General features: G+C 37.0%; 21 protein-coding genes. 4 read left to right on the forward strand and 17 right to left on the reverse strand.

Translation table 11 applies throughout. The annotated features are described in order from the left end of the window. Positions 1 to 34: 34 nt before the first annotated feature. The 4 genes from gap to rpoN all read right to left on the reverse strand — a co-directional run bounded on the left by gap (position 35) and on the right by rpoN (position 3,890). A complete protein-coding gene (gap, locus tag Q1A47_RS03915; protein ID WP_121605645.1) occupies positions 35 to 1,042 on the reverse strand; it encodes a type I glyceraldehyde-3-phosphate dehydrogenase in 1,008 nt (335 codons plus the stop codon). A gap of 37 nt (positions 1,043 to 1,079) precedes the next feature. Next, positions 1,080 to 2,108: a sugar-binding transcriptional regulator gene (locus Q1A47_RS03920; protein ID WP_121605646.1), complete on the reverse strand. Its 1,029-nt coding sequence runs from the start codon at positions 2,106 to 2,108 to the stop codon at positions 1,080 to 1,082. A 254-nt stretch (positions 2,109 to 2,362) separates the two neighbouring features. Then, positions 2,363 to 2,605, reverse strand: a complete 243-nt coding sequence (locus Q1A47_RS03925) for a glutaredoxin family protein (protein WP_080668693.1) — start codon at positions 2,603 to 2,605, stop codon at positions 2,363 to 2,365. Between the two features lies 1 nt (position 2,606). Continuing rightward, entirely contained in the window at positions 2,607 to 3,890 is a 1,284-nt protein-coding gene (gene rpoN, locus Q1A47_RS03930) for an RNA polymerase factor sigma-54 (protein WP_026681637.1), read from the reverse strand. A gap of 264 nt (positions 3,891 to 4,154) precedes the next feature. Here rpoN and Q1A47_RS03935 point away from each other — a divergent pair, with 264 nt between their 5' ends. Next, entirely contained in the window at positions 4,155 to 4,550 is a 396-nt protein-coding gene (locus Q1A47_RS03935) for a ribonuclease HI family protein (protein WP_026681638.1), read from the forward strand. A gap of 31 nt (positions 4,551 to 4,581) precedes the next feature. Here Q1A47_RS03935 and Q1A47_RS03940 read toward each other — a convergent pair whose 3' ends face one another. Both Q1A47_RS03940 and Q1A47_RS03945 read right to left on the reverse strand, forming a co-directional pair. Continuing rightward, positions 4,582 to 6,111, reverse strand: a complete 1,530-nt coding sequence (locus Q1A47_RS03940; RefSeq protein ID WP_166530210.1) for a cation acetate symporter — start codon at positions 6,109 to 6,111, stop codon at positions 4,582 to 4,584. Further along, positions 6,108 to 6,464, reverse strand: coding sequence for a DUF485 domain-containing protein (locus Q1A47_RS03945; RefSeq protein ID WP_026681640.1), 357 nt, complete (start codon positions 6,462 to 6,464; stop codon positions 6,108 to 6,110). The genes Q1A47_RS03940 and Q1A47_RS03945 overlap by 4 nt, the downstream gene beginning before the upstream one ends. 200 nt (positions 6,465 to 6,664) lie before the next feature. On the opposite strand from Q1A47_RS03945, the gene Q1A47_RS03950 reads away from it, so the two are divergent. Next, positions 6,665 to 6,802, forward strand: coding sequence for a hypothetical protein (locus tag Q1A47_RS03950; RefSeq protein ID WP_299630728.1), 138 nt, complete (start codon positions 6,665 to 6,667; stop codon positions 6,800 to 6,802). A 382-nt stretch (positions 6,803 to 7,184) separates the two neighbouring features. Here Q1A47_RS03950 and Q1A47_RS03955 read toward each other — a convergent pair whose 3' ends face one another. After that, positions 7,185 to 8,111 carry a fumarylacetoacetate hydrolase family protein gene (locus tag Q1A47_RS03955; RefSeq protein WP_121605650.1) on the reverse strand — a complete coding sequence of 309 codons (927 nt, stop codon included), beginning with the start codon at positions 8,109 to 8,111 and terminating at the stop codon, positions 7,185 to 7,187. 189 nt (positions 8,112 to 8,300) lie between these two features. Between Q1A47_RS03955 and Q1A47_RS03960 the strand changes: the two genes are divergently transcribed. Continuing rightward, a complete protein-coding gene (locus Q1A47_RS03960; protein ID WP_026681643.1) occupies positions 8,301 to 8,942 on the forward strand; it encodes a serine/threonine protein kinase in 642 nt (213 codons plus the stop codon). A gap of 40 nt (positions 8,943 to 8,982) precedes the next feature. Here Q1A47_RS03960 and Q1A47_RS03965 read toward each other — a convergent pair whose 3' ends face one another. The 7 genes from Q1A47_RS03965 to aroD all read right to left on the reverse strand — a co-directional run bounded on the left by Q1A47_RS03965 (position 8,983) and on the right by aroD (position 16,404). Then, positions 8,983 to 10,266: a GntP family permease gene (locus tag Q1A47_RS03965; RefSeq protein WP_166530209.1), complete on the reverse strand. Its 1,284-nt coding sequence runs from the start codon at positions 10,264 to 10,266 to the stop codon at positions 8,983 to 8,985. A gap of 27 nt (positions 10,267 to 10,293) precedes the next feature. Further along, positions 10,294 to 11,472: an acetyl-CoA C-acetyltransferase gene (locus Q1A47_RS03970; protein WP_166530208.1), complete on the reverse strand. Its 1,179-nt coding sequence runs from the start codon at positions 11,470 to 11,472 to the stop codon at positions 10,294 to 10,296. A 21-nt stretch (positions 11,473 to 11,493) separates the two neighbouring features. Then, positions 11,494 to 12,270, reverse strand: coding sequence for a 3-hydroxybutyrate dehydrogenase (locus tag Q1A47_RS03975; protein ID WP_026681646.1), 777 nt, complete (start codon positions 12,268 to 12,270; stop codon positions 11,494 to 11,496). Between the two features lie 25 nt (positions 12,271 to 12,295). Further along, on the reverse strand, positions 12,296 to 12,973 hold the full coding sequence (locus tag Q1A47_RS03980) for a 3-oxoacid CoA-transferase subunit B (RefSeq protein ID WP_034679183.1): 678 nt from the start codon (positions 12,971 to 12,973) through the stop codon (positions 12,296 to 12,298). Positions 12,974 to 12,989: 16 nt separating this feature from the next. Beyond that, the gene (locus Q1A47_RS03985; RefSeq protein ID WP_026681648.1) at positions 12,990 to 13,685 is read right to left on the reverse strand and encodes a CoA transferase subunit A; all 696 of its coding nucleotides are present in this window, start codon (positions 13,683 to 13,685) and stop codon (positions 12,990 to 12,992) included. A gap of 267 nt (positions 13,686 to 13,952) precedes the next feature. Next, entirely contained in the window at positions 13,953 to 15,320 is a 1,368-nt protein-coding gene (locus Q1A47_RS03990; RefSeq protein ID WP_166530207.1) for a sigma-54-dependent Fis family transcriptional regulator, read from the reverse strand. A 316-nt stretch (positions 15,321 to 15,636) separates the two neighbouring features. Then, the gene (gene aroD, locus Q1A47_RS03995) at positions 15,637 to 16,404 is read right to left on the reverse strand and encodes a type I 3-dehydroquinate dehydratase (protein WP_246484663.1); all 768 of its coding nucleotides are present in this window, start codon (positions 16,402 to 16,404) and stop codon (positions 15,637 to 15,639) included. Positions 16,405 to 16,546: 142 nt separating this feature from the next. Here aroD and Q1A47_RS04000 point away from each other — a divergent pair, with 142 nt between their 5' ends. Next, positions 16,547 to 17,107: a shikimate kinase gene (locus Q1A47_RS04000; protein WP_026681651.1), complete on the forward strand. Its 561-nt coding sequence runs from the start codon at positions 16,547 to 16,549 to the stop codon at positions 17,105 to 17,107. Between the two features lie 211 nt (positions 17,108 to 17,318). Here Q1A47_RS04000 and Q1A47_RS20850 read toward each other — a convergent pair whose 3' ends face one another. The 3 genes from Q1A47_RS20850 to Q1A47_RS04010 form a co-directional block, all read right to left on the reverse strand. Continuing rightward, positions 17,319 to 17,402: a putative holin-like toxin gene (locus tag Q1A47_RS20850; protein ID WP_220096165.1), complete on the reverse strand. Its 84-nt coding sequence runs from the start codon at positions 17,400 to 17,402 to the stop codon at positions 17,319 to 17,321. Between the two features lie 215 nt (positions 17,403 to 17,617). Continuing rightward, complete coding sequence (locus tag Q1A47_RS04005; RefSeq protein WP_051388336.1) at positions 17,618 to 17,881, reverse strand: hypothetical protein; 264 nt, start codon at positions 17,879 to 17,881, stop codon at positions 17,618 to 17,620. A gap of 579 nt (positions 17,882 to 18,460) precedes the next feature. Next, positions 18,461 to 18,694, reverse strand: a complete 234-nt coding sequence (locus Q1A47_RS04010; RefSeq protein ID WP_026681652.1) for a phage holin — start codon at positions 18,692 to 18,694, stop codon at positions 18,461 to 18,463. Positions 18,695 to 19,255: the final 561 nt, after the last annotated feature.

The following is a 19,255-nucleotide window of genomic DNA, read 5'->3' on the forward strand; positions in this document are numbered from 1 at the left end:
GAGGAGGATTTGGTCCCTCCCCCGCTTATTTATCTTATAGTCCTTGTTTTTTCAGGAATGCAGCTAAGTCCACACAACGAGAAGAATAACCCATTTCATTATCATACCATGAAATTACTTTAACCATGTTATCTTCTAGTACCATTGTTGATAAACCATCTACAATAGAAGAATGAGTGTTACCAACAATATCCGATGATACAAGCGGTTCTTCGCTATATTCTAGAATTCCTTTTAACTCGCCTTCAGCAGCTTCTTTTAGTGCAGCATTTATGTCTTCTGCTGTAACATTTTGGTCAAGTTCAGCAACTAGATCAACCAATGAACCATCTGGAGTTGGTACTCGTACTGCACCACCATTTAGTTTACCATTCAGTTCAGGAAGTACTTTTCCAACTGCCTTAGCTGCACCAGTAGTAGTAGGAATAATGTTTTGAGCAGCCGCTCTTGCACGACGATAATCTTTATGCGGTAAATCAAGAATTTGTTGATCATTTGTGTAAGAATGGATTGTTGTCATTAGTCCACGCTTAATTCCAAATTTGTCGTGTAATACTTTTGCATATGGTGCTAAGCAGTTTGTTGTACAAGACGCATTAGAAATAATATTATGTTTAGCTGGGTCATACTGATCGTCATTTACACCCATTACCATTGTTAAATCTTCATTTTTACCAGGTGCAGAAATAATTACTTTTTTCGCTCCTGCATCGATATGTTTCTGAGCATCTTCACCATTTGTGAAGCGACCAGTAGATTCAATGACAACTTCTACACCAAGATCTCCCCAGCCTAAATCAGCAGGGTCGCGTTCTGATAATACTTTAATTTCTTTTCCACCTACTACAATGTTAGAGCCATTAACAGATACTTCTTCATCAAGATGTCCATGAATGGAATCATACTTTAAAAGATGTGCAAGCATGTTTGCATCTGTTAAGTCATTTACTGCAACTACTTCAACCTCATCATTCTTAAGAGATTGACGAAATACGTTACGTCCAATTCTACCAAAACCGTTAATTCCTACTTTTACTGTCATGTATATTCCTCCTAAAAAATTATTTACAATATTATATTTAAAGGGAAGTAGTTCCCCTTAAAATCTCTTCTGCCGCCGCTTCATCGGTAATTAGCAAATCACTTTTTCCTTGTTTAAAAAAGGATGCTATTGCTTGGGCCTTTGACTCTCCACCAGCGATGGTTATGACATAAGGGATTTTTTTTAGATCTTCTAATTGAATCCCTACTGTCCGCACTTTATGAACCACATCGCCCTCGCTATCAAAATAATAGCCAAAAGCTTCACTCATCGCTTGATTTTCCTTCAGTTTTTTCACAACAGTTTCAGAAGTTTTTCTGCGGTGCGCCATCGTCAGTGCGTCTCCTACACCGTGTAATGCAATCGTAGCACTCTTTATTTGTTCCAAGGTCTCATTTATCGATGGCTCCTGGATAATAGACTGATAAGCTGATTCACTCAGTGGATCTGGGACATATAGTAGTCGGTAATCACCGTTGGCTTTTCGGGCCATCTCAGCAGCAATTGTGTTTGCTTGATTTTCAACTTTTTCACCAATTCCTCCACGAGCAGGGACAAATAAGGTACCTTCTTTATTTAGTGGTGTCATCATACTCGCTACTGCTGCCATCGTTGTTCCACCTGTTACAGCTATGGTACTATCCTCACCAACGATCGTTTTCAAAAAGGCAATACAGGCTTTTCCTAATTCTTGTTTTACCCATCCATAAGCATCACTATTACCCGGGACAACAATAACATTACTTATAGATAATGTATCCTGTAATTGCTCTTCTAAAACGCGTAACCCCATGATTTCACCCATAAATGAAGCTAAGCTCTCCAGTACTACTTTTCCCTCTTCCGAGATATACATTCCTTTTGCAGTAACTTGAATTAAATCTTGATGCTGCAGTAAGTCAATTTCTCCTCGAACACTTCTCTCTGTCATGTTGGTGTTGTCAGCAAGCCCCCTTCTACCAATTGGCTGTAATAAGTCAATACTTCGCAGAATTGCATAGCGTTGCTGCATAATTTCTAGAACATCTGGTAATAATTTTTTCTGTAAGTCAATCAGCTCTCTCATCAAAGGACTCCTTTATATATGGACATAAAAAGTCCCGGATGGTTATATCGCGTCCCGGAAGCACCAAAAAAATAAATCCTTCCTACAATTTTTATTATAGCAAAGATGTAAAATTACACAACTAAAAAGTATATTTATCTAAAAAAGCTTTTACTACTTTCTGTATGACCGTTTTTTTGCTACTTCGTAAACCGCTTACCTATCTTATAATAGTTACTAGGTTTAACGATTCGATAGTGGCATGATAAACGATGTCATACCTTAGCTTCTAGAGCCTCACTTAATACTGCAAAATTAAGCTGAGCAGCATCAATAGAAATGTCATCTATAACCACACACGGAATAAGCAGTTGATATGTCTCCAACCACTTATCATTCGTGTAAATATCTCGCTCTTCCAGTTTAAATGGATAGTCCCTCTGTAAAACTTCCAGCATGAACTTAGCATCATCACATAGTGGACAAGAATCTTTCGTATACAAAATGATGTTCAGCATGCTATCTCTCCTTCCGTTTGAGTGATGCCGGAATATTTAATTGTTCTCGATATTTCATCACTGTTCTTCTTGCGATTTGCAAATTATAATCAAGTGCTAACTTATTTTTTATCTTCTCATCCGATAAAGGATTTATCTTATCTTCATTGCTAATTAGTTCAGCTATCATCTGCTTTACTGCTAAGGCAGATGCTTTTGAACCGTTTGCTTGTTTAATACCTGATTGCAAAAAGAAGTTTAGTGGCAGTACCCCATTCGTTGTTTGAACATATTTATTAGCTACCGTTCGACTTATTGTGGAAACATGCAGATCTAAATCACTTGCAATCTCTCTCAGAGTCAGAGGCCTAAGCATAGATGCTCCTTTTTCAAAATACATATGTTGCTTTTCAACAATCACCTGGATTACCCGCTCCAGCGTATCACTTCTATAGACAATAGCCTTTTTTAACGATTCTAGCTGATTTAATTTTTCTTTCACATAGTTAGCAGTTTGTTTTTCCTTAAAGGTACTATTTTGGTAATCCGTATTTATCGTAATTTTTGGAACGCTCCACGAATAAAATGATATCTTCCAGTTACCAGCCTCTTTAAAAATAGTAGCTTCTGGAATAATATAGTCAGCTTTTTTCGTTGTAAGAAGCTGACCTGGCTTAGGGTGGCAATTTTTAATATGATCAATGACTTCTTCAACGTACGAATGAGACACTCCATAGTGTTCTGATATTCGCTGAATATTATCATCTGCCAGCCATTCTATGTGTTCTTGTATGAGATCCTGCAAAAAGGCTGGTACGAACGACTGTGCTGCTAGTTGTAACTCAATACATTCAGATAATGATCTAGCACCTATACCAGCTGGTTCTAAGGATTGTATATGCTTTAAAGCTTCTTCTACTATTTCAATGGTAGTATTACACTTAGCTGCCCATATGTCCAATGATACATCTAAGTAACCGCTTTCATTTAATGAATCAATTCCAAACAAGACAACAGGTCTTATTTCCTCGGAAATAGAAAGCGTAAACAATTGCTGTTTTAATTGATCATATAAGGTCAACTCCGATGAATTGATTTCTCCAATAGAAACAGAGGTATCAGAAGAACGATACTGAACATGCTCATCATTATACCTAATTTCTTCAATGACTGGATTTTCTTTTTCTATTTCCCTTATATATTCCATCAGTTCCATACTAGACATTTGTAATACCTGAATGGATTGCATTAGGGACTGATTCATTTTCCATTGCAACACTTGCTCATTTACAAGTTGTAATTTCATGTCTATCCCCCCAATACTTCCCCTATCATTTATTTTGCCATAAATTTTTTATTACAGCTAGTTTATTAGCTAAAAAATAACGATAGGTTTTCTCCCTACTATCTACGCATGCTATAATAATGCTGAAGCTTCAATAATGCGATTCGTTTATCCATCGCTGTTAGTTAGTCCTACTACTGTCACTAAGATCTCGGCATATGCTCCGATTAGTTGACAGTAAAAACACAGTTGAAATGTATTTCACAAGTAAGGGAGTAATCAAGAATGATCGAAGTGTACACAGATGGTGCTGCAAATGGAGATCCTGGTCCAAGTGGTGCGGGGATATTTATAAAAAAAGGGAAAAATAATTATCATTATGCGTATCCATTAGGTATACTATCAAATCACGAAGCAGAGTTCTTTGCTGTAATTCAGGCACTTGAATTATGCAGAAAAGAATTCCCAGAGGAGATTCTTTCCTTTCGATCTGATTCTAAGCTAGTCGTCGATGTAATTGAGAAAGGATTCACTAAAAACCAAAAATTTTTGCCATTACTACAGAAAATACAAGAGGAAGCAGCACACTTTTCTTTCTTTTTTATCAAATGGATTCCCGAGAAACAAAACTTCCATGCTGATAAACTATCTAAAAAAGCCATTCATTTAAATAAAAGCTGACTCCGATGGAGAGCCAGCCATATTTACATTTCTATTCCCTATACCCGGTATTTGCTTTTACTTGAACTTCTGCATAACGGTTTAAATCTACTTCTTTAGAAAGCATAGTTCCAATATACCCGCCTAAAAAGCCTAATGGTACTGAAATCAATGCAGGATTGGTTAATGGGAAAATAGGTTCACCAACAAATATTGCTGCTCCTTCAATAGGTGAAAATACATTTGGACTAATCGAAACTAGAACAAGCGCTGATACGAGACCGAATAACATTGCCGTAATTGCTCCTGCTGTATTAAATCGTTTCCAATAAATTGTATAAAGGATCACAGGTAAATTGGCACTTGCCGCAACACAAAATGCTAACGATACAAGGAATGCAACATTCATTGTTTGTGCAAATAGGGCAAATATGATGGAGAATACGGAAACGCCTAAGGAAGCATAACGTGCTGCAAGCATCTGCTGCTTATCCGTTGCTTTTCCTTTTTTTATAATTTGTCCATAAATATCATGAGCAAAAGCGGAAGCTCCAGACAAAACAAGGCCAGCGACAACAGCAAGTATGGTTGCAAACGCTACCGCTGAAACGAATGACATTAGAAAATTCCCACCAAGTGCTTCTGCTAATAATGGAGCAGCCATATTACCAGCAGGATTTGCCGCAGTAATTAGCTCTTCCCCAACAAATGCTGCTGCTCCAAATCCTAGAAAGATAGTTAATACATAAAATATACCAACGACCCATGTTGCTGTTACGACAGAACTTCTTGCTGTTTTGGCATTTCTTACTGTAAAGAACCGCATTAGAATATGTGGCAGCCCTGCAGTACCGAGAACTAAAGCTAACATTAATGATATTGTATCTAGTGGTACGTTATACTTCAATCCTGGGTTTAAGTAATCTGCTCCATGACTAGTTACCGTTTTCATCTCGCTAAACATGCCTAGAATATTAAAATTAAACTTCGCCAATACCATAAATGCAATAATCACTGTACCAATCATTAATAATACTGCCTTAATAATTTGCACCCAGCTCGTTGCCGTCATGCCTCCAAATAAGACATATATTGTCATCATTACTCCAACTATTAGCACTGCAATCCAATAATCTATATCAAATAATAGCTGAATTAAAGCTCCTGCACCAACAAGCTGGGCAATCATATAAAATATGACAATAGTAATCGTGCTAAGCGCGGCAATTCCTCTTACTTTTTTAGCATCAAATCTTGCATTAATCATGTCTGCCAAAGTATATTTCCCTAAGTTCCTAAGAGGCTCTGCTACTAAGAACATTACAACTAAATATGCTATTAAAAATCCAATACTATAAAAGAAGCCATCAAATCCGTAAAGCGCGATTGCTCCCGCTATGCCTAAAAAAGAAGCGGCTGATAGGTAATCACCTGCGATAGCAAGACCATTTTGCCACCCCTTTAATCCACCACCGGCAGTATAAAAATCTCCGGTTGTTTGCGTTTTTTTAGCTGCATAATAGGTAATTACCAAGGTAGCTATGACAATAATTAAGAAGAGTGTTACTACGGTAGCATTCATTCATGTCTACCCCCTAGCTGATTTTCAACGATTTCATCTGATTGGCGGTCAAAGCTTGCTGATTTTTTAACATAAACGGTACAAAAAACCCAAGTCATAATAAATTGGCAAAACGCAAAAATCCATGCCCAAGAGATATCGCCAATTACCGGCGTGTTTAAAATTGTAGAATACGAAGTTAAAATGGGTAACATAAAATAGAAAACTAAAAAGAAAACAGTAAGCGGTAGGATAAACTTTTTCCGTTTAGCAATTAAATTTTTAAATGCTTTGCTTTCAGATACTGCAATGAAATCTGGCTTACCTTTCGAAAATTCTTCTTTTTTGAAATCGCTTTCAACACTCATGCTCATTCCTCCCTCAATTTTTCATTATTTATAAAGTGAAACTTCCATCCGTGGGGGAGTGTGTTTATCTCCCACGGATGGTTAGGTGAACCAATCGGACATTTACTGGCAGTCGACCACACACTTATCCATATTCATTTCACTTTATCGCTTGAAGTGGGGGGCTTACTGCCAGTTATATGCGGGATAAAGTGAAACTTCCATCCGTGGGGGAGTTTGTTTATCCCCACGGATGGTTAGGTGAACCAATCGGACATTTACTGGCAGTCGACCACACACTTATCCATATTCATTTCACTTTATCGCTTGAAGTGGGGGCTTACTGCCAGTTATATGCGGGATAAAACATAACCCTATTTTTCAATACTCAAATAGTATACTAACTTTAATAAATATTCAATCTATTTTAAAAATTTATTATAAATTAGGCTAAAAGTAATAGGTTAATTTTGATTAAATATCTGGATATTTAGGTAATTTCACACCACTTTCCTTCACACGGATTATAAAAAGAGAATATAAACAACGAATTTGATGCAAAAATAATAATAAGTTAATTTAGAATATTCGATATTTTTATAGAAATGAGCGCTTTTGAAATAGAAACATTTACATTGTTTTATTCTATTTGTATTCGAGTCAGTAGTAGTAAAAACAAAAAAGCCCCAATCGTCTGAAGTAGATAGATACAGACGAACTTGGACTTTCTCCAATAATTGCTATAACTTATTCCCTTATCTTATTTTCCATCTGGCCAATAGCTTCAATTTCTACTTTTACTACATCACCATCATGTAAAAATTGTGCTGGTTCCCTAGCAAACCCAACGCCATCCGGTGTACCTGTCATAATAATATCTCCTGGGTATAAGGTTATTAATCTCGAAATAAATTGTATTAAAAATGGAACATCAAAAATTAGCTGATTAGTGTTTGCAGATTGGCGTTCTTCCCCATTTACAAATGAACGAATTGATAGATTAGATGGATCTTTTAATTCTTCCGTTGTTACGATCCATGGTCCGATTGGTGTGCTACGATCTAATGTCTTACCTTGTAACCATTGGGGTGTTCGCTTCTGAAGATCTCGAGCTGTTGTATCATTAGCTATCGCATAACCCGCAACATAATTCAGTGCGTCATCCTTGAGAACTTTAGAAGCCTTTTTCCCAATTACAACTGCAAGTTCAACCTCATAATCAAGCTCGCTTGTAAAGGCAGGTTTTTCGATTACATCCTCTGGTCCAATTAAAGCATTATTATACTTTGCAAATATTACTGGATACTCGGGCATTTCACCTTTCATTTCCTCTACATGATTCGCGTAGTTTTTGCCTACACAGATGATCTTACTGGGTTTTTCAATAGGTGTTTTTAATCTGACATCATCTAGAGGGATTCTGTTTTCTCCTTCTTCTTTTTCAAGATTGTATTGAACTGCTTCATATGCTCGCTCAATTGCTGATGAACCGATTGCGAAAAAATGAGATGCATCACTAGGAAGATATTTTTCTAAATTCGCTATTATACCTTTCTTTTCATGTGAACTTAGCAATTGCCGATATGCATTCTGTACATCCAATACGTAGTTATCTAATACACAGCCAATTCGCGATTCTTCTTTTCCCTTTATGCAGTAATTGACTAATTTCATACCTACACCTCTTTCATTTAGTCAGTAGCAATAATTTTATCAATATTTATAATAAAAGCACAAGTACTCCTCCCATATCAACTCGCGCTTAGAGAACAGACAGAAAACTGAATGAGTCTTAAAAGCAGAAATAATCGTTCTTTTTCTTTATAATTATAATAAGAATAGATATAGGGAGGAGCGGTACATGTGCAATCTGTTATTGAGTTAGTCGATAGTGTAGAAATTATATCTGCCAAACCACAGTTTATAATTGCTAAGAAAGATCCTTCATTAGAAATCATCGGAATTGGAAGAAGTGCTGTGGTTTTTAAGATTAAATCCACCTCAATGGCCCTCAAAATATTTCCTCCTGTGTTTGAACATATTGCGTTAGAAGAGGCCAAAATATATGCTTTGTTGGAAGGGAACAATTTTTTCCCTTCTTTATATGAAGCTGGTAATAACTATCTATTAATCGATTATATTAGTGGATACACATTATATGACTGTTTACTGAAAGGAATTCCACTTACGGAATTGAATATTAAAAAGGTGGACGAAGCCTTACATTCCGTTAAACGATTAGGTTTAAATCCTTCTGATATTCACTTACGGAATATTATGCTAACGTCAGAGGGAACGATTAAATTAATTGACGTAGCCCGTTTTCGACAAACTACATATGACTCTCAATGGGATGACATTAAATTAGCCCTCTCCACCATGTATTTTAAAAAGTACACTCCTAAGAAGATACCTGCATGTATTTTAAATGGCATTGCTTTTTTATATAAAAAGAGAGTAGTACAAGCACCTCTAATTAAAATAAAGAAAGTAGAAAATAAGTAGAGCAAGTACAGTATTTCGAATAACCGTACTCGCTCTGTTTCTAGATTAATCCAATCGAAGCTAGGATAATAGCTATGATAACAGATATAACTGGTATAAGAACTGCCACTACGAAAATATCTTTATAGCTGTCTTTATGAGACATTCCAGTTATAGTTAACAATGTTAATACTGCACCATTATGCGGTAATGCATCGAGGCCACCTGATGAAAGTGACGCAATACGATGAAATGCCTCTGGTGATATTCCTGTATTCATGGCTATATCATAGTATTTTGAACCTAATGCCTCTAAGGCAATTCCCATTCCACCTGAAGCGGAACCTGTGGCTCCTGCTAATATATTTACTGCAACTGCTTCAGATATTAGTGGATTTCCTTTAATACCCATTAGTATTTGAGTAAGCTTTTCAAAACCAGGAACCACCTTTACCACCGTTCCAAAGCCTACTGCTGCACTTGTATTAATAATAGCTGTAACCGATCCGACCGCTCCACTATTGATAGCTTTTATGAAATACTTCGTTTTATGAACATTAAGCAATAGTATTAAGATAATGCCGGATATCAACGCGATGACGATATCCCATTTCAATAAATTCAAGGTAAGCAATACCGTTAATAATGGAAGTAACGATAACAGGAAATTTGGTGTCGATTCCTCTCTATCTTCAACATTTTGTTCTGTCGGTTCTGAAAACGTTTCACCGTTAGCAGTTAATTTCTTTTCTCGCCAGCTCAGATAAAAATAACCACCACCGCCCATAACAATAGCTGCAATAATTCCCATTATTGGTGCAGCGACTGCACTTGTATGAAAGTATTCCATCGGAATTAAATTCTGTATCTGAGGCGTACCCGGCAGTGCAGTCATGGTAAAAGTAAAAGCTCCTAAAGCAACCGTCGCTGGGATTAACCTTCTACTAATATTCGCTTCCCGAAATAGCGTTAATGCTAATGGATATACAGCAAATACAACAACAAATAAGCTTACTCCACCATATGTTAGAACTGCCGACGATACTAATACCCCCAATATTGCTCGCTTCGTACCAATAATCTTTGTTAAAGCTACTGCAACAGATTTAGCCATTCCTGTATCTTCCATTAACTTCCCAAAGATAGCTCCTAACATAAATACCGGAAACCACTGCTTAGCAAAAGATACGAATCCCCCCATATATGTATCTTTATAGGCATCTAGCAAGTCGAGTCCTCCAGTTAGTGCCACAACCCCAGCAGCTATTGGAGCTACCCAAATAATAGACCAGCCTAAATAGGCAAGCACCATTAATACAATCAGCCCCAGTATGATTCCAATCATGAAAAATCCCCCCATATCATTTTGATATTAGATTACTTCAACGATCATGGCTATCCCTTGGCCACCACCAATACATAATGAAGCCATGCCATATGTTTGCCCTCTACGCTTCAACTCTTTAATAAGTGTATATAAAACCCTCGTACCACTCGCGCCAATTGGATGTCCTAAAGCAATTGCACCGCCGTTAACATTTACTTTAGCACGATCCAATCCCATTTCCTTCTCTACAGCAAGATACTGTGATGCAAAAGCTTCATTCACTTCAATTAAATCGATATCTTGTAGACTCATGTTTGCATTATCTAAAGCCTTTTTCATCGCAGGTACTGGACCAATTCCCATGATAGATGGATCAACTCCAGCCACCCCCCATGACATAATCCTAGCAATTGGTTTAAGTTGCTGTTCGTTAATGAACTGCTCTCCAGCTAAAATGACTGCAGCAGCACCATCATTTATACCACTTGCATTCCCACCGGTAACAGTACCCTCATTTTTAAATGAAGTCTTTAACGTTGACAAACGTTCGATTGTTGTATCTTCTCGGATATGTTCATCTGATTCGATCCATAGGGAACCCTTCTTAGACTTCACTTCTACCCCTACAATTTCTTCACTAAATTTACCATCACGTCTAGCTTTACTCGCCCGTTGATGACTTTGATAGGCGTACTCATCTTGTTCACTTCGAGAAATGTGATATTTCTCCGCCAAATTTTCAGCCGTCACGCCCATACCAGCTCCAATGTACTCATCGGTCAATGCGGACCACAACATGTCATCCATCTTCGGCGTTCCTAATTTTGTACCAAACCTACTTCCTCTTAGTGCATGAGGGGCTAAGCTCATATTTTCCACGCCACCAGCTAATGCCACCTGTCCTTCTTTTAATTGAATAGACTGCGCCGCATTAATGACAGCCTGGAGACCAGATCCACATAGTCGATTCACCGTTAATGAAGGACTTTCAATAGGTACTCCCGTATCTAATGCAATATGCCTTGATAAGTAAGGGGCATTCTTTGCAGAATAAATCACATTTCCCATAACTGTAAAATCAATCTGTTTCGCATCAATCTGACTTCGCTGAATAGCTTCTTTACTAACAATTACGCCAAGTTCTGTAGGATCTACATCCTTCAACCCTCCCCCAAATGTACCAAATGGGGTCCGTGCTCCTTCTAAAATATATACATTCTCCATCTATTTTTCACTCCTTACCCATTATTGAGCTGTATAGCCGCCATCTATAATGATTGCCTGACCTGTTACACCTTTTGCTTTATCGCTAGCAAGAAAAACGGTATAGTCAGCAATTTCCTGGACAGATAATAATCGTTTCTGAGGAACCAATGGATAAATAACCTCCTCTAGTACTTTTTCTAGAGAAACATTACGATTTTTTGCTAAACCTTCCATTTGATTACGAACTAATGGTGTATCCACATAACCAGGACAAACTGCATTTACGGTGATTCCATCCGCTGCACCCTCTAAGGCAGCTACCTTTGTTAAACCAATCAACCCATGTTTAGAGCTATTATATGCAGCCTTTCCAGCAAAACCGATTACTCCGTTTATCGAAGACATGTTAATAATACGTCCACTACCCTGCTTTTTCATGATTGGGAAAGCATACTTTGTTGCAGTAAACGGAGCGACTAACATGACCTTTGTCATAAACTCGAATTTCTCCGTTGGGAATTCCTCAATGGAAGCCACATGCTGTAATCCAGCATTATTAATAAGTACATCTAGTTTTCCATAGTGATCTACTGTTTGATCGATAGCCTCTTTTAGTTGCTCCTCATTTGTAACATCACATTGAATTCCTAAACAGTTATAGCCTTTTTCTTGCCAATGATTTACTGATTGTTTAACTTTTTCTTCATTTATATCCGTAAAAACTACGAAAGCTTTATTTTTCAAAAATTCAACACCAATTTCATAGCCAATGCCACTTGCTGCACCAGTTATAAAAACAACCTTATTTTCGACCATCAATAGTTCCTCCTGTTCATTTTTGTTAAAATGCTGCTTCTACTAATTGGTTACTTACGCTAAGTTCAGCTCCAGTAGACGCAATTACTTTTTCAACTGTCCATCCCCTAGCAATTTCTTGAAGAATCAGACCACTGCTCGTTACATCAATTACTGCTCGATCCGTAATGATTCGATCAACGACCTGTTTTCCAGTTAACGGTAATTGACACGCTTTTACTATTTTGGGGTGTCCGTCCTTCGTTACATGGTCCATAATGATAACTATTTTTTTGGCACCATGTACAATATCCATTGCTCCCCCCATTCCTTTAATCATTTTTCCTGGGATCATCCAATTTGCTAAATCGCCCGATTCAGAAACCTCCATCCCACCTAAAATTGCTAGATCCAGATGTTCACCACGTATCATAGCGAACGACTCCGCACTACTGAAATATGAAGCTCCTGTTATGGCGGTCACAGTCTCTTTTCCGGCATTAATTAAATCTGGATCAACCTCATTTGCATAAGGAGATCTGCCAATGCCAAGCAGACCATTTTCCGATTGGAGAACAACCTTTTTGTCGGCTTGAATATAATTGGCAACCATTGTTGGCATACCAATTCCTAGATTAACATAGGAACCGCTTACAATTTCACGCTCAGCTCTTATTGCCATATTTTCTCTTACGTTTACTTTACTTACTTGCTTTAACACCATTATTTCCTCCCTTTTACTACGCTTCTTGTTTTATTGTTAACCGCTCTATTCGCTTTTCCTGTTTCCCTTGAATTAATCGATTCACATAAATACCAGGTGTATGAACAGAAGCCGGGCTTATCATTCCTGTTTCCACTATCTGTTCTACTTCCGCAATGGTAATACTTCCAGCAGCAGCCATCATTGGATTGAAATTTTGTGCCGTTTTCGCATATTGCAAATTACCATCTTTATCCCCTATTGCTGCTCGAATGAGACTATAATCAGCTTTTAGTGAGGTCTCAAGTAAATAATCCTTGCCAGCAAATTGACGTACTTCCTTCCCCTTAGCTATTGCTGTACCCACACCAGCTGGCGTATAGAAAGCTGGTATCCCGGCTCCACCTGCTCGAATTCTTTCAGCTAACGTCCCTTGAGGAACTAGTTCTACTTCTAATTCTCCTGTTAATACCTGACGTTCGAATTCCTTATTTTCACCTACATAGGATCCAATCATCTTATCAATTTGCTTATTTTTTAGTAATAAGCCTAAGCCCCAATCATCAATACCACAATTATTAGAAATTACGGTTAAATGTTTTACATTTGTTTCAACTAAAGCCAAAATAAGATTTTCTGGTATTCCTACTAAACCGAACCCCCCTACCATAATAGTTGCTCCATCTTCCATACTATTTATCGCTTCTAAAAATGATTGATATATTTTTTTCATTCTCTGCACTCCTTTCACAATTATTATGCAAATAACATGCCAACCCTTACGAATTTTTCGATAAGTTTCTCCTTAACCCGCCAATCCTTTGTATAAATAGCATTCCATATTATCTTTTATTAGTAGAAACGGCATAAATAAATACCCCGATTCCATGTTTATGGAAAACGGGGTATTTATTATTAGTATTCATTTGCAAACCCTTACTTCTATTTACCATCTACACATGATTCCAAGTTTATGGAACACATTCCGAAATGCCGGAAGCTAGGAAAGCCCATACTTTCTAAGTTTTTCATAAAAACTTGATTTTTTAATTCCTAGGATCTGCATTGCCCTTTCTTTGTCTCCTTTGCTTTCTTTCATTGCATGTTGAATTGTTTTCTTTTCGGTTAGTTCTAGAATTTCTTTTAAATTCCCTGTCCGCTTCTCTATATTTGCGGGTGGATGCATACGATCTGGTAAATCAGCAACAGTTATTGTTTCATCGTTGGTTAGATGCACTGCAGATTCAATGACATTTTCTAATTCACGAATATTTCCGGGCCAACTATAATAGGTCAGCTGCGTCATTGCTGCTGGATCAATATCCATTACTCGTTTTCCTGTCCTTGCTCTTACTTTATGCAAAATAAACTTTGTAATTATTCGAATATCATCAGGCCTTTCACGTAGGGGTGGTATAAAAACTTGTACAACATTAATTCGGTAGAACAAATCCTCTCGAAACAATTGCTTTTTTATTAGCTGTTCCAATGGTTGATTTGTCGCAGCAATGATTCTTACGTCAACCTTTTTAGGAGCTTCTGATCCTATTGATTCTATTTCGCCTTCTTGAAGCACTCTTAAAATTTTTACTTGTGCGGATAATGGCATATCCCCTATTTCATCTAAAAATAACGTCCCCCCATCTGCTAATTGGAACTTTCCTAGTTTCCCCCCTCTTTTTGCTCCAGTAAAAGCTCCTTCTTTATAACCAAATAACTCTGATTCAATTAAATGTTCTGGAATCGCTGCACAATTTACTTTAACAAATGGTTTTGTATTCCTCTCACTTAGATGATGAATACTATGAGCAAATAGTTCCTTCCCTGTACCACTTTCGCCTCGAAGTAAAACAGATACATCACCAGGTGAAACCTTTTTTATTTTTTCCTTTAACTCACTCATCTGCTTGGAACTACCAGCTATATCATGAAGTGAATAGGTAATGCCATGCTGCTCCTTTAATTGATTCCGATAATGTTCAATTTCAAGTAATAAATCTTTAATATGACTGTTCATCAGCATCCATTCTTTCGTATCACGATACAGAACGGTTCCAACTGCACCGACTATCCTGCCTTCAGAACGAACCGGAATTCGATTAGCAATCATGTGATTACCACGAATATACTGTAAATCTGCTATTTCTTCCTTACCAGTTTGTACAACAATATGCATCCTTGTATTTTCTATAACATCCGCTACATGTTTACCGATAACTTCCTGCTTATCCAGCTCTAGAAAACGACAATAGCTATTATTCATATAAGTAACCAAGCCTTGATCATCCACTACTACAAAGCAATGATAGGCATTTTCGAAAACGGTTTCAAAAATTTCATCTTTATACTCAGACGTTAATGTTGCCATAACACATTCCTCATTTCCCTTTGACTATTGGTTTACGATTATTAGAAAGAAAAACGTAATTATTACCTCTTTATTGCAGTGATAGGCTTTATTCCGTATATAACTGACAGTAAATGTCCGGGTTAAGAGCCTTTAGGTCATACCGCGGTACGAACTATCATTGGAGATAAACTAACCCCCTATGATTGAATTTTCACTTTATTTAATCATTAGAACATGCAACGTAGAATTTTTGTAAAACTTTATATCTCGTGCGGGTGTTTTTTCGTTGTGGGTATTTCTTTCAGCCTAAAATTCCAACTGCTAAAAAATGTGTTCAGCAGTTGGAATGATAGTGTAGTCTCTCCATTAAATATTTCAACTCTTCAGCAGCGATTTGTCCTGGTGCAGAGGCATGCTTTCCTGAGCCAAAGGTTGCTGCAGAACCTACGAATTCGCCTGCTATTCTACTCAATATTCCTTTTTTTCCCATCGCAATAGTTATATATGGCTGCTTTGCAGTAGTTTTTATAGTTTCCGCAACAGTTAACAACCGGAGAACATCCGATATGCTATTAGGCATAACAGCAATCTTAACGATGTCTGCTCCAGCGTTTTCCATCGAAATCAAGCGATTAGTCATCTCTTCATTCGTCGGCGTACCTTCAAAATCATGATTAGACATAATTACTACAACTTGGTTCCTCTTTGCCTTTTCCACCAAACGTTTAATCTCAATGGTGCCTGTAAACAATTCAAGATCAATTAAATCAAGATATCCCGATTCGATTGCTGTGCTTAACAAATTTATATATACGGATGTATTCAAATTTTTCATTCCACCCTCTTTATAGGAACGAAATGTAAAGAGTAGTGGTATGCCATCCATTTCTTTATGTAATTCTGAGAGTACGTAAATGACCGCTTCGATACTTTCCGCCTCTTTTAAAGCATCAACACGCCATTCAATAATATCCGGGTTTTCTTTCTTTACCTCATTGAGTTCAGACTTTAACTCATGTAAATTAACACCCATTAAAGGGATAATCACCTTCGGAATACCTTTACCAATAAGGATATCCTTTACGGATACGATATTCATCATTTATCCTCTCCCTAGCAACTTATCTACTCATTATAATCGTTACAGCAATCATTGCCAATATGAGATTATTTCAATTAACGTGCATGTGTATACTATTTCGCTTATAATTAGGGAAACATTCCTGTGAAGAAAGAGGTTACTTATGAGCACGAACGAAACACCATTACGACAAAAAAGTATAGCATTAATTGGATTCATGGGTGTTGGAAAAACATCTATTGGTAAAGAAGTGGCAAAAATGCTTTACCGAGATTTTATTGATGCAGATAAAGAAATTGAAGCAGCGTTTCATATGCCTGCTTCTGAGATATTCCAGACTTATGGTGAAAAAGTCTTTAGACATAAAGAGAAAGAAATCTTACAAAAACTTTGCAAGCAAAAACTAAAAATTATTTCTCTAGGCGGTGGTGCCTTTCTTCAGGAGGAAATAAGAAATGTCTGTCTGGAAGAATGTATCGTATTTTATTTAGATTTATCGTGGGAGTCGTGGCAAGAAAGAATTAGCTTACTCATAGACAGTAGACCTGTTTTGCAAGGCAAAAGCTTAAAGGAAATTAAAGCACTATTTGAAGAACGGAAATCAATTTATCAAGATCACCATTCGGCTGTTGCAACTGATCAATTAATGATTGAGGATGCAGCGGCTTACATTGTTAAATCACTTAAAACAGCTTGGGACATTTATGAACCACAAAATAACTAACTGAAGGTTTGCATATTTGTGCTAATCGGGTATAATAAAAATAGATAATATGAATAAAATAAAAAAGCATTTGATCTAGACTTAGAAAAAACTTTAATAAAGACCGCTGGTGCTGGTACACCAACGGCCATGTACAATAGCCCTTCAAGGGGGCGGCTCACACAGTTTATAGAAAATAACTACCCACTATGCTTGCCAGGCTTATGGGTGGTTATTTTTTTTGTGACAGTAAAGCAACAACCAATGAACCAAACGAGATCATTAGCACAAGTGCTTCGAACACTGTCATAGGCATCACCCCCCTCTCCTGTTCATCAGTCAGGGAGTGAAACCGCCACCCATGAAAGCCTTATTGTACAATACCATTGTAACAAAAAATAATATCTAATCCTATTTTTGCTTGAAAATAGGGCAATATATTTATGTATAGAAAAAAACTTACTCTATGGCTTCATTTCATTCACTCCAGTTCGTTAAAACTTACATGGTGCGAAAGGTTCATTCTACCTGTTAATCTTCGTCGTCTTTTTTAGCATTCTCTTCTGCTTTAGCATCAGCTTCTAAATCTAGCCAGGACAGCATTTCACGAACAACTGCATTTATTTTTTCATCTATTGCCTCGTCACCATATTTCTGTTTTGCTAATTCTATATTTTTAATGACGTCTTGACCAAATTGTATGATCGGTGTGTCCGCTTCCAGATTATTAAACAAATCAATAAATTCATCAAGTGCTTTATCAAAGCGTTTGCTTTCCATATCATTTGCTTTCATGTTTATCACCCTTTTATAGGATACCCAAAACCTGCTTCTCCTATTTTAACTAAAACAAAAATGGGGTTAATAAAAAAACGAACGATTATTAGTTTAAATTAATGATCGTTCGTTTTTTAATGGTATAGGGAATGACAAAGATAAATATGGGTCGTGTTAAGAGCGACCAGAAACGAAACTACTTCGCGTATCGCCCTAAGCTAAGTAATCATCGGCTCACAAGCTCACCTTTGTTTCCTTTATCTCTGACTCGTTCCAGACGCTACGTTTCTAATCGGACGCTTGTGCTTTTGTTCTTAGAATAATTAATTTAGCACCTGAAATATGCGAGACTCCTTGAAAAAGAAGAATGCATTTTCTACGTGCGATGTATTGCTTCCGAAGCCTTGCTTATCCAGCGGGAACAGCACGAGTTCGAAGATCCACTTGGTAACATGTTTTCCTTTACCAAGTGAGCTGAGTGGCCATGCCCGCGGAAAGCACGTATAGTTTCATGGTGCAGCGATGGTACTCCTATTGATAACATGATTATTCATATTTTGAGTAAAGAAGTTGTGTTTTTTCCCTGCCACTTATAACTTAATTAATTAAGTTATTCGCCTGCAATACTTCTTTTTGCTTCTTTCCTTTTACTGTTACATAATTATTTTTAAACCATGCCCACACACTGGCACACACCGTAAAAATCATCGAAATAATTTCACCCCAAAGTTCGTGCGTACCAGGTATTGGGTTCAAATCTGCTGCAATGAGAAATTGGTTAATTAAAGCTAATACTAAGACAATCGTGCGAATAAGCGTACCTCTATCCATGTCTCTCACCCCCTGTACAATAAGATTAAAGAATCCACAAAACAAAAATAATGGAGCTCGTACTTATATATATGCGAAGAAGGTGTAAACATTAGCTAAAACCATTACTATTTTCATTCGTAAATTAAATTTACAGAAGTAAATCACTTATTCTATATATTACGACACTGATTAACAAATTCCTGCTCTTATTCGTAATTTAACAAGTAATGTAGATGTTTAAGCATTAATTTCCGACAAAGCGAATTTTTTCAATCAGTTGGGGGGTGGTTTATCACCTACGGATTGTTAGTACCAGAGGGATATGATCTAAAGTTCTTTGAACCAATCGGACAATTTACCGGCAGTCGCCCCCCTTATCCATATTGGGTTCACTTTATTACTGGTATTGGAGACTAACTGCCAATTATATGCGGGATAAACAAGAAGAGTATTAGAGAGATATATGTATGGAAAATAATTTGATGTGAAGGATGAATTGACAGATAATGTAACAACTATATTTTTAAATAAGAATTATAAATCCGAACGAAAGTTTTATGGTGAGTTACTCAAATTATC

Source organism: uncultured Virgibacillus sp., from assembly GCF_947495635.1.
GTDB lineage: Bacteria > Bacillota > Bacilli > Bacillales > Amphibacillaceae > Virgibacillus > Virgibacillus salarius.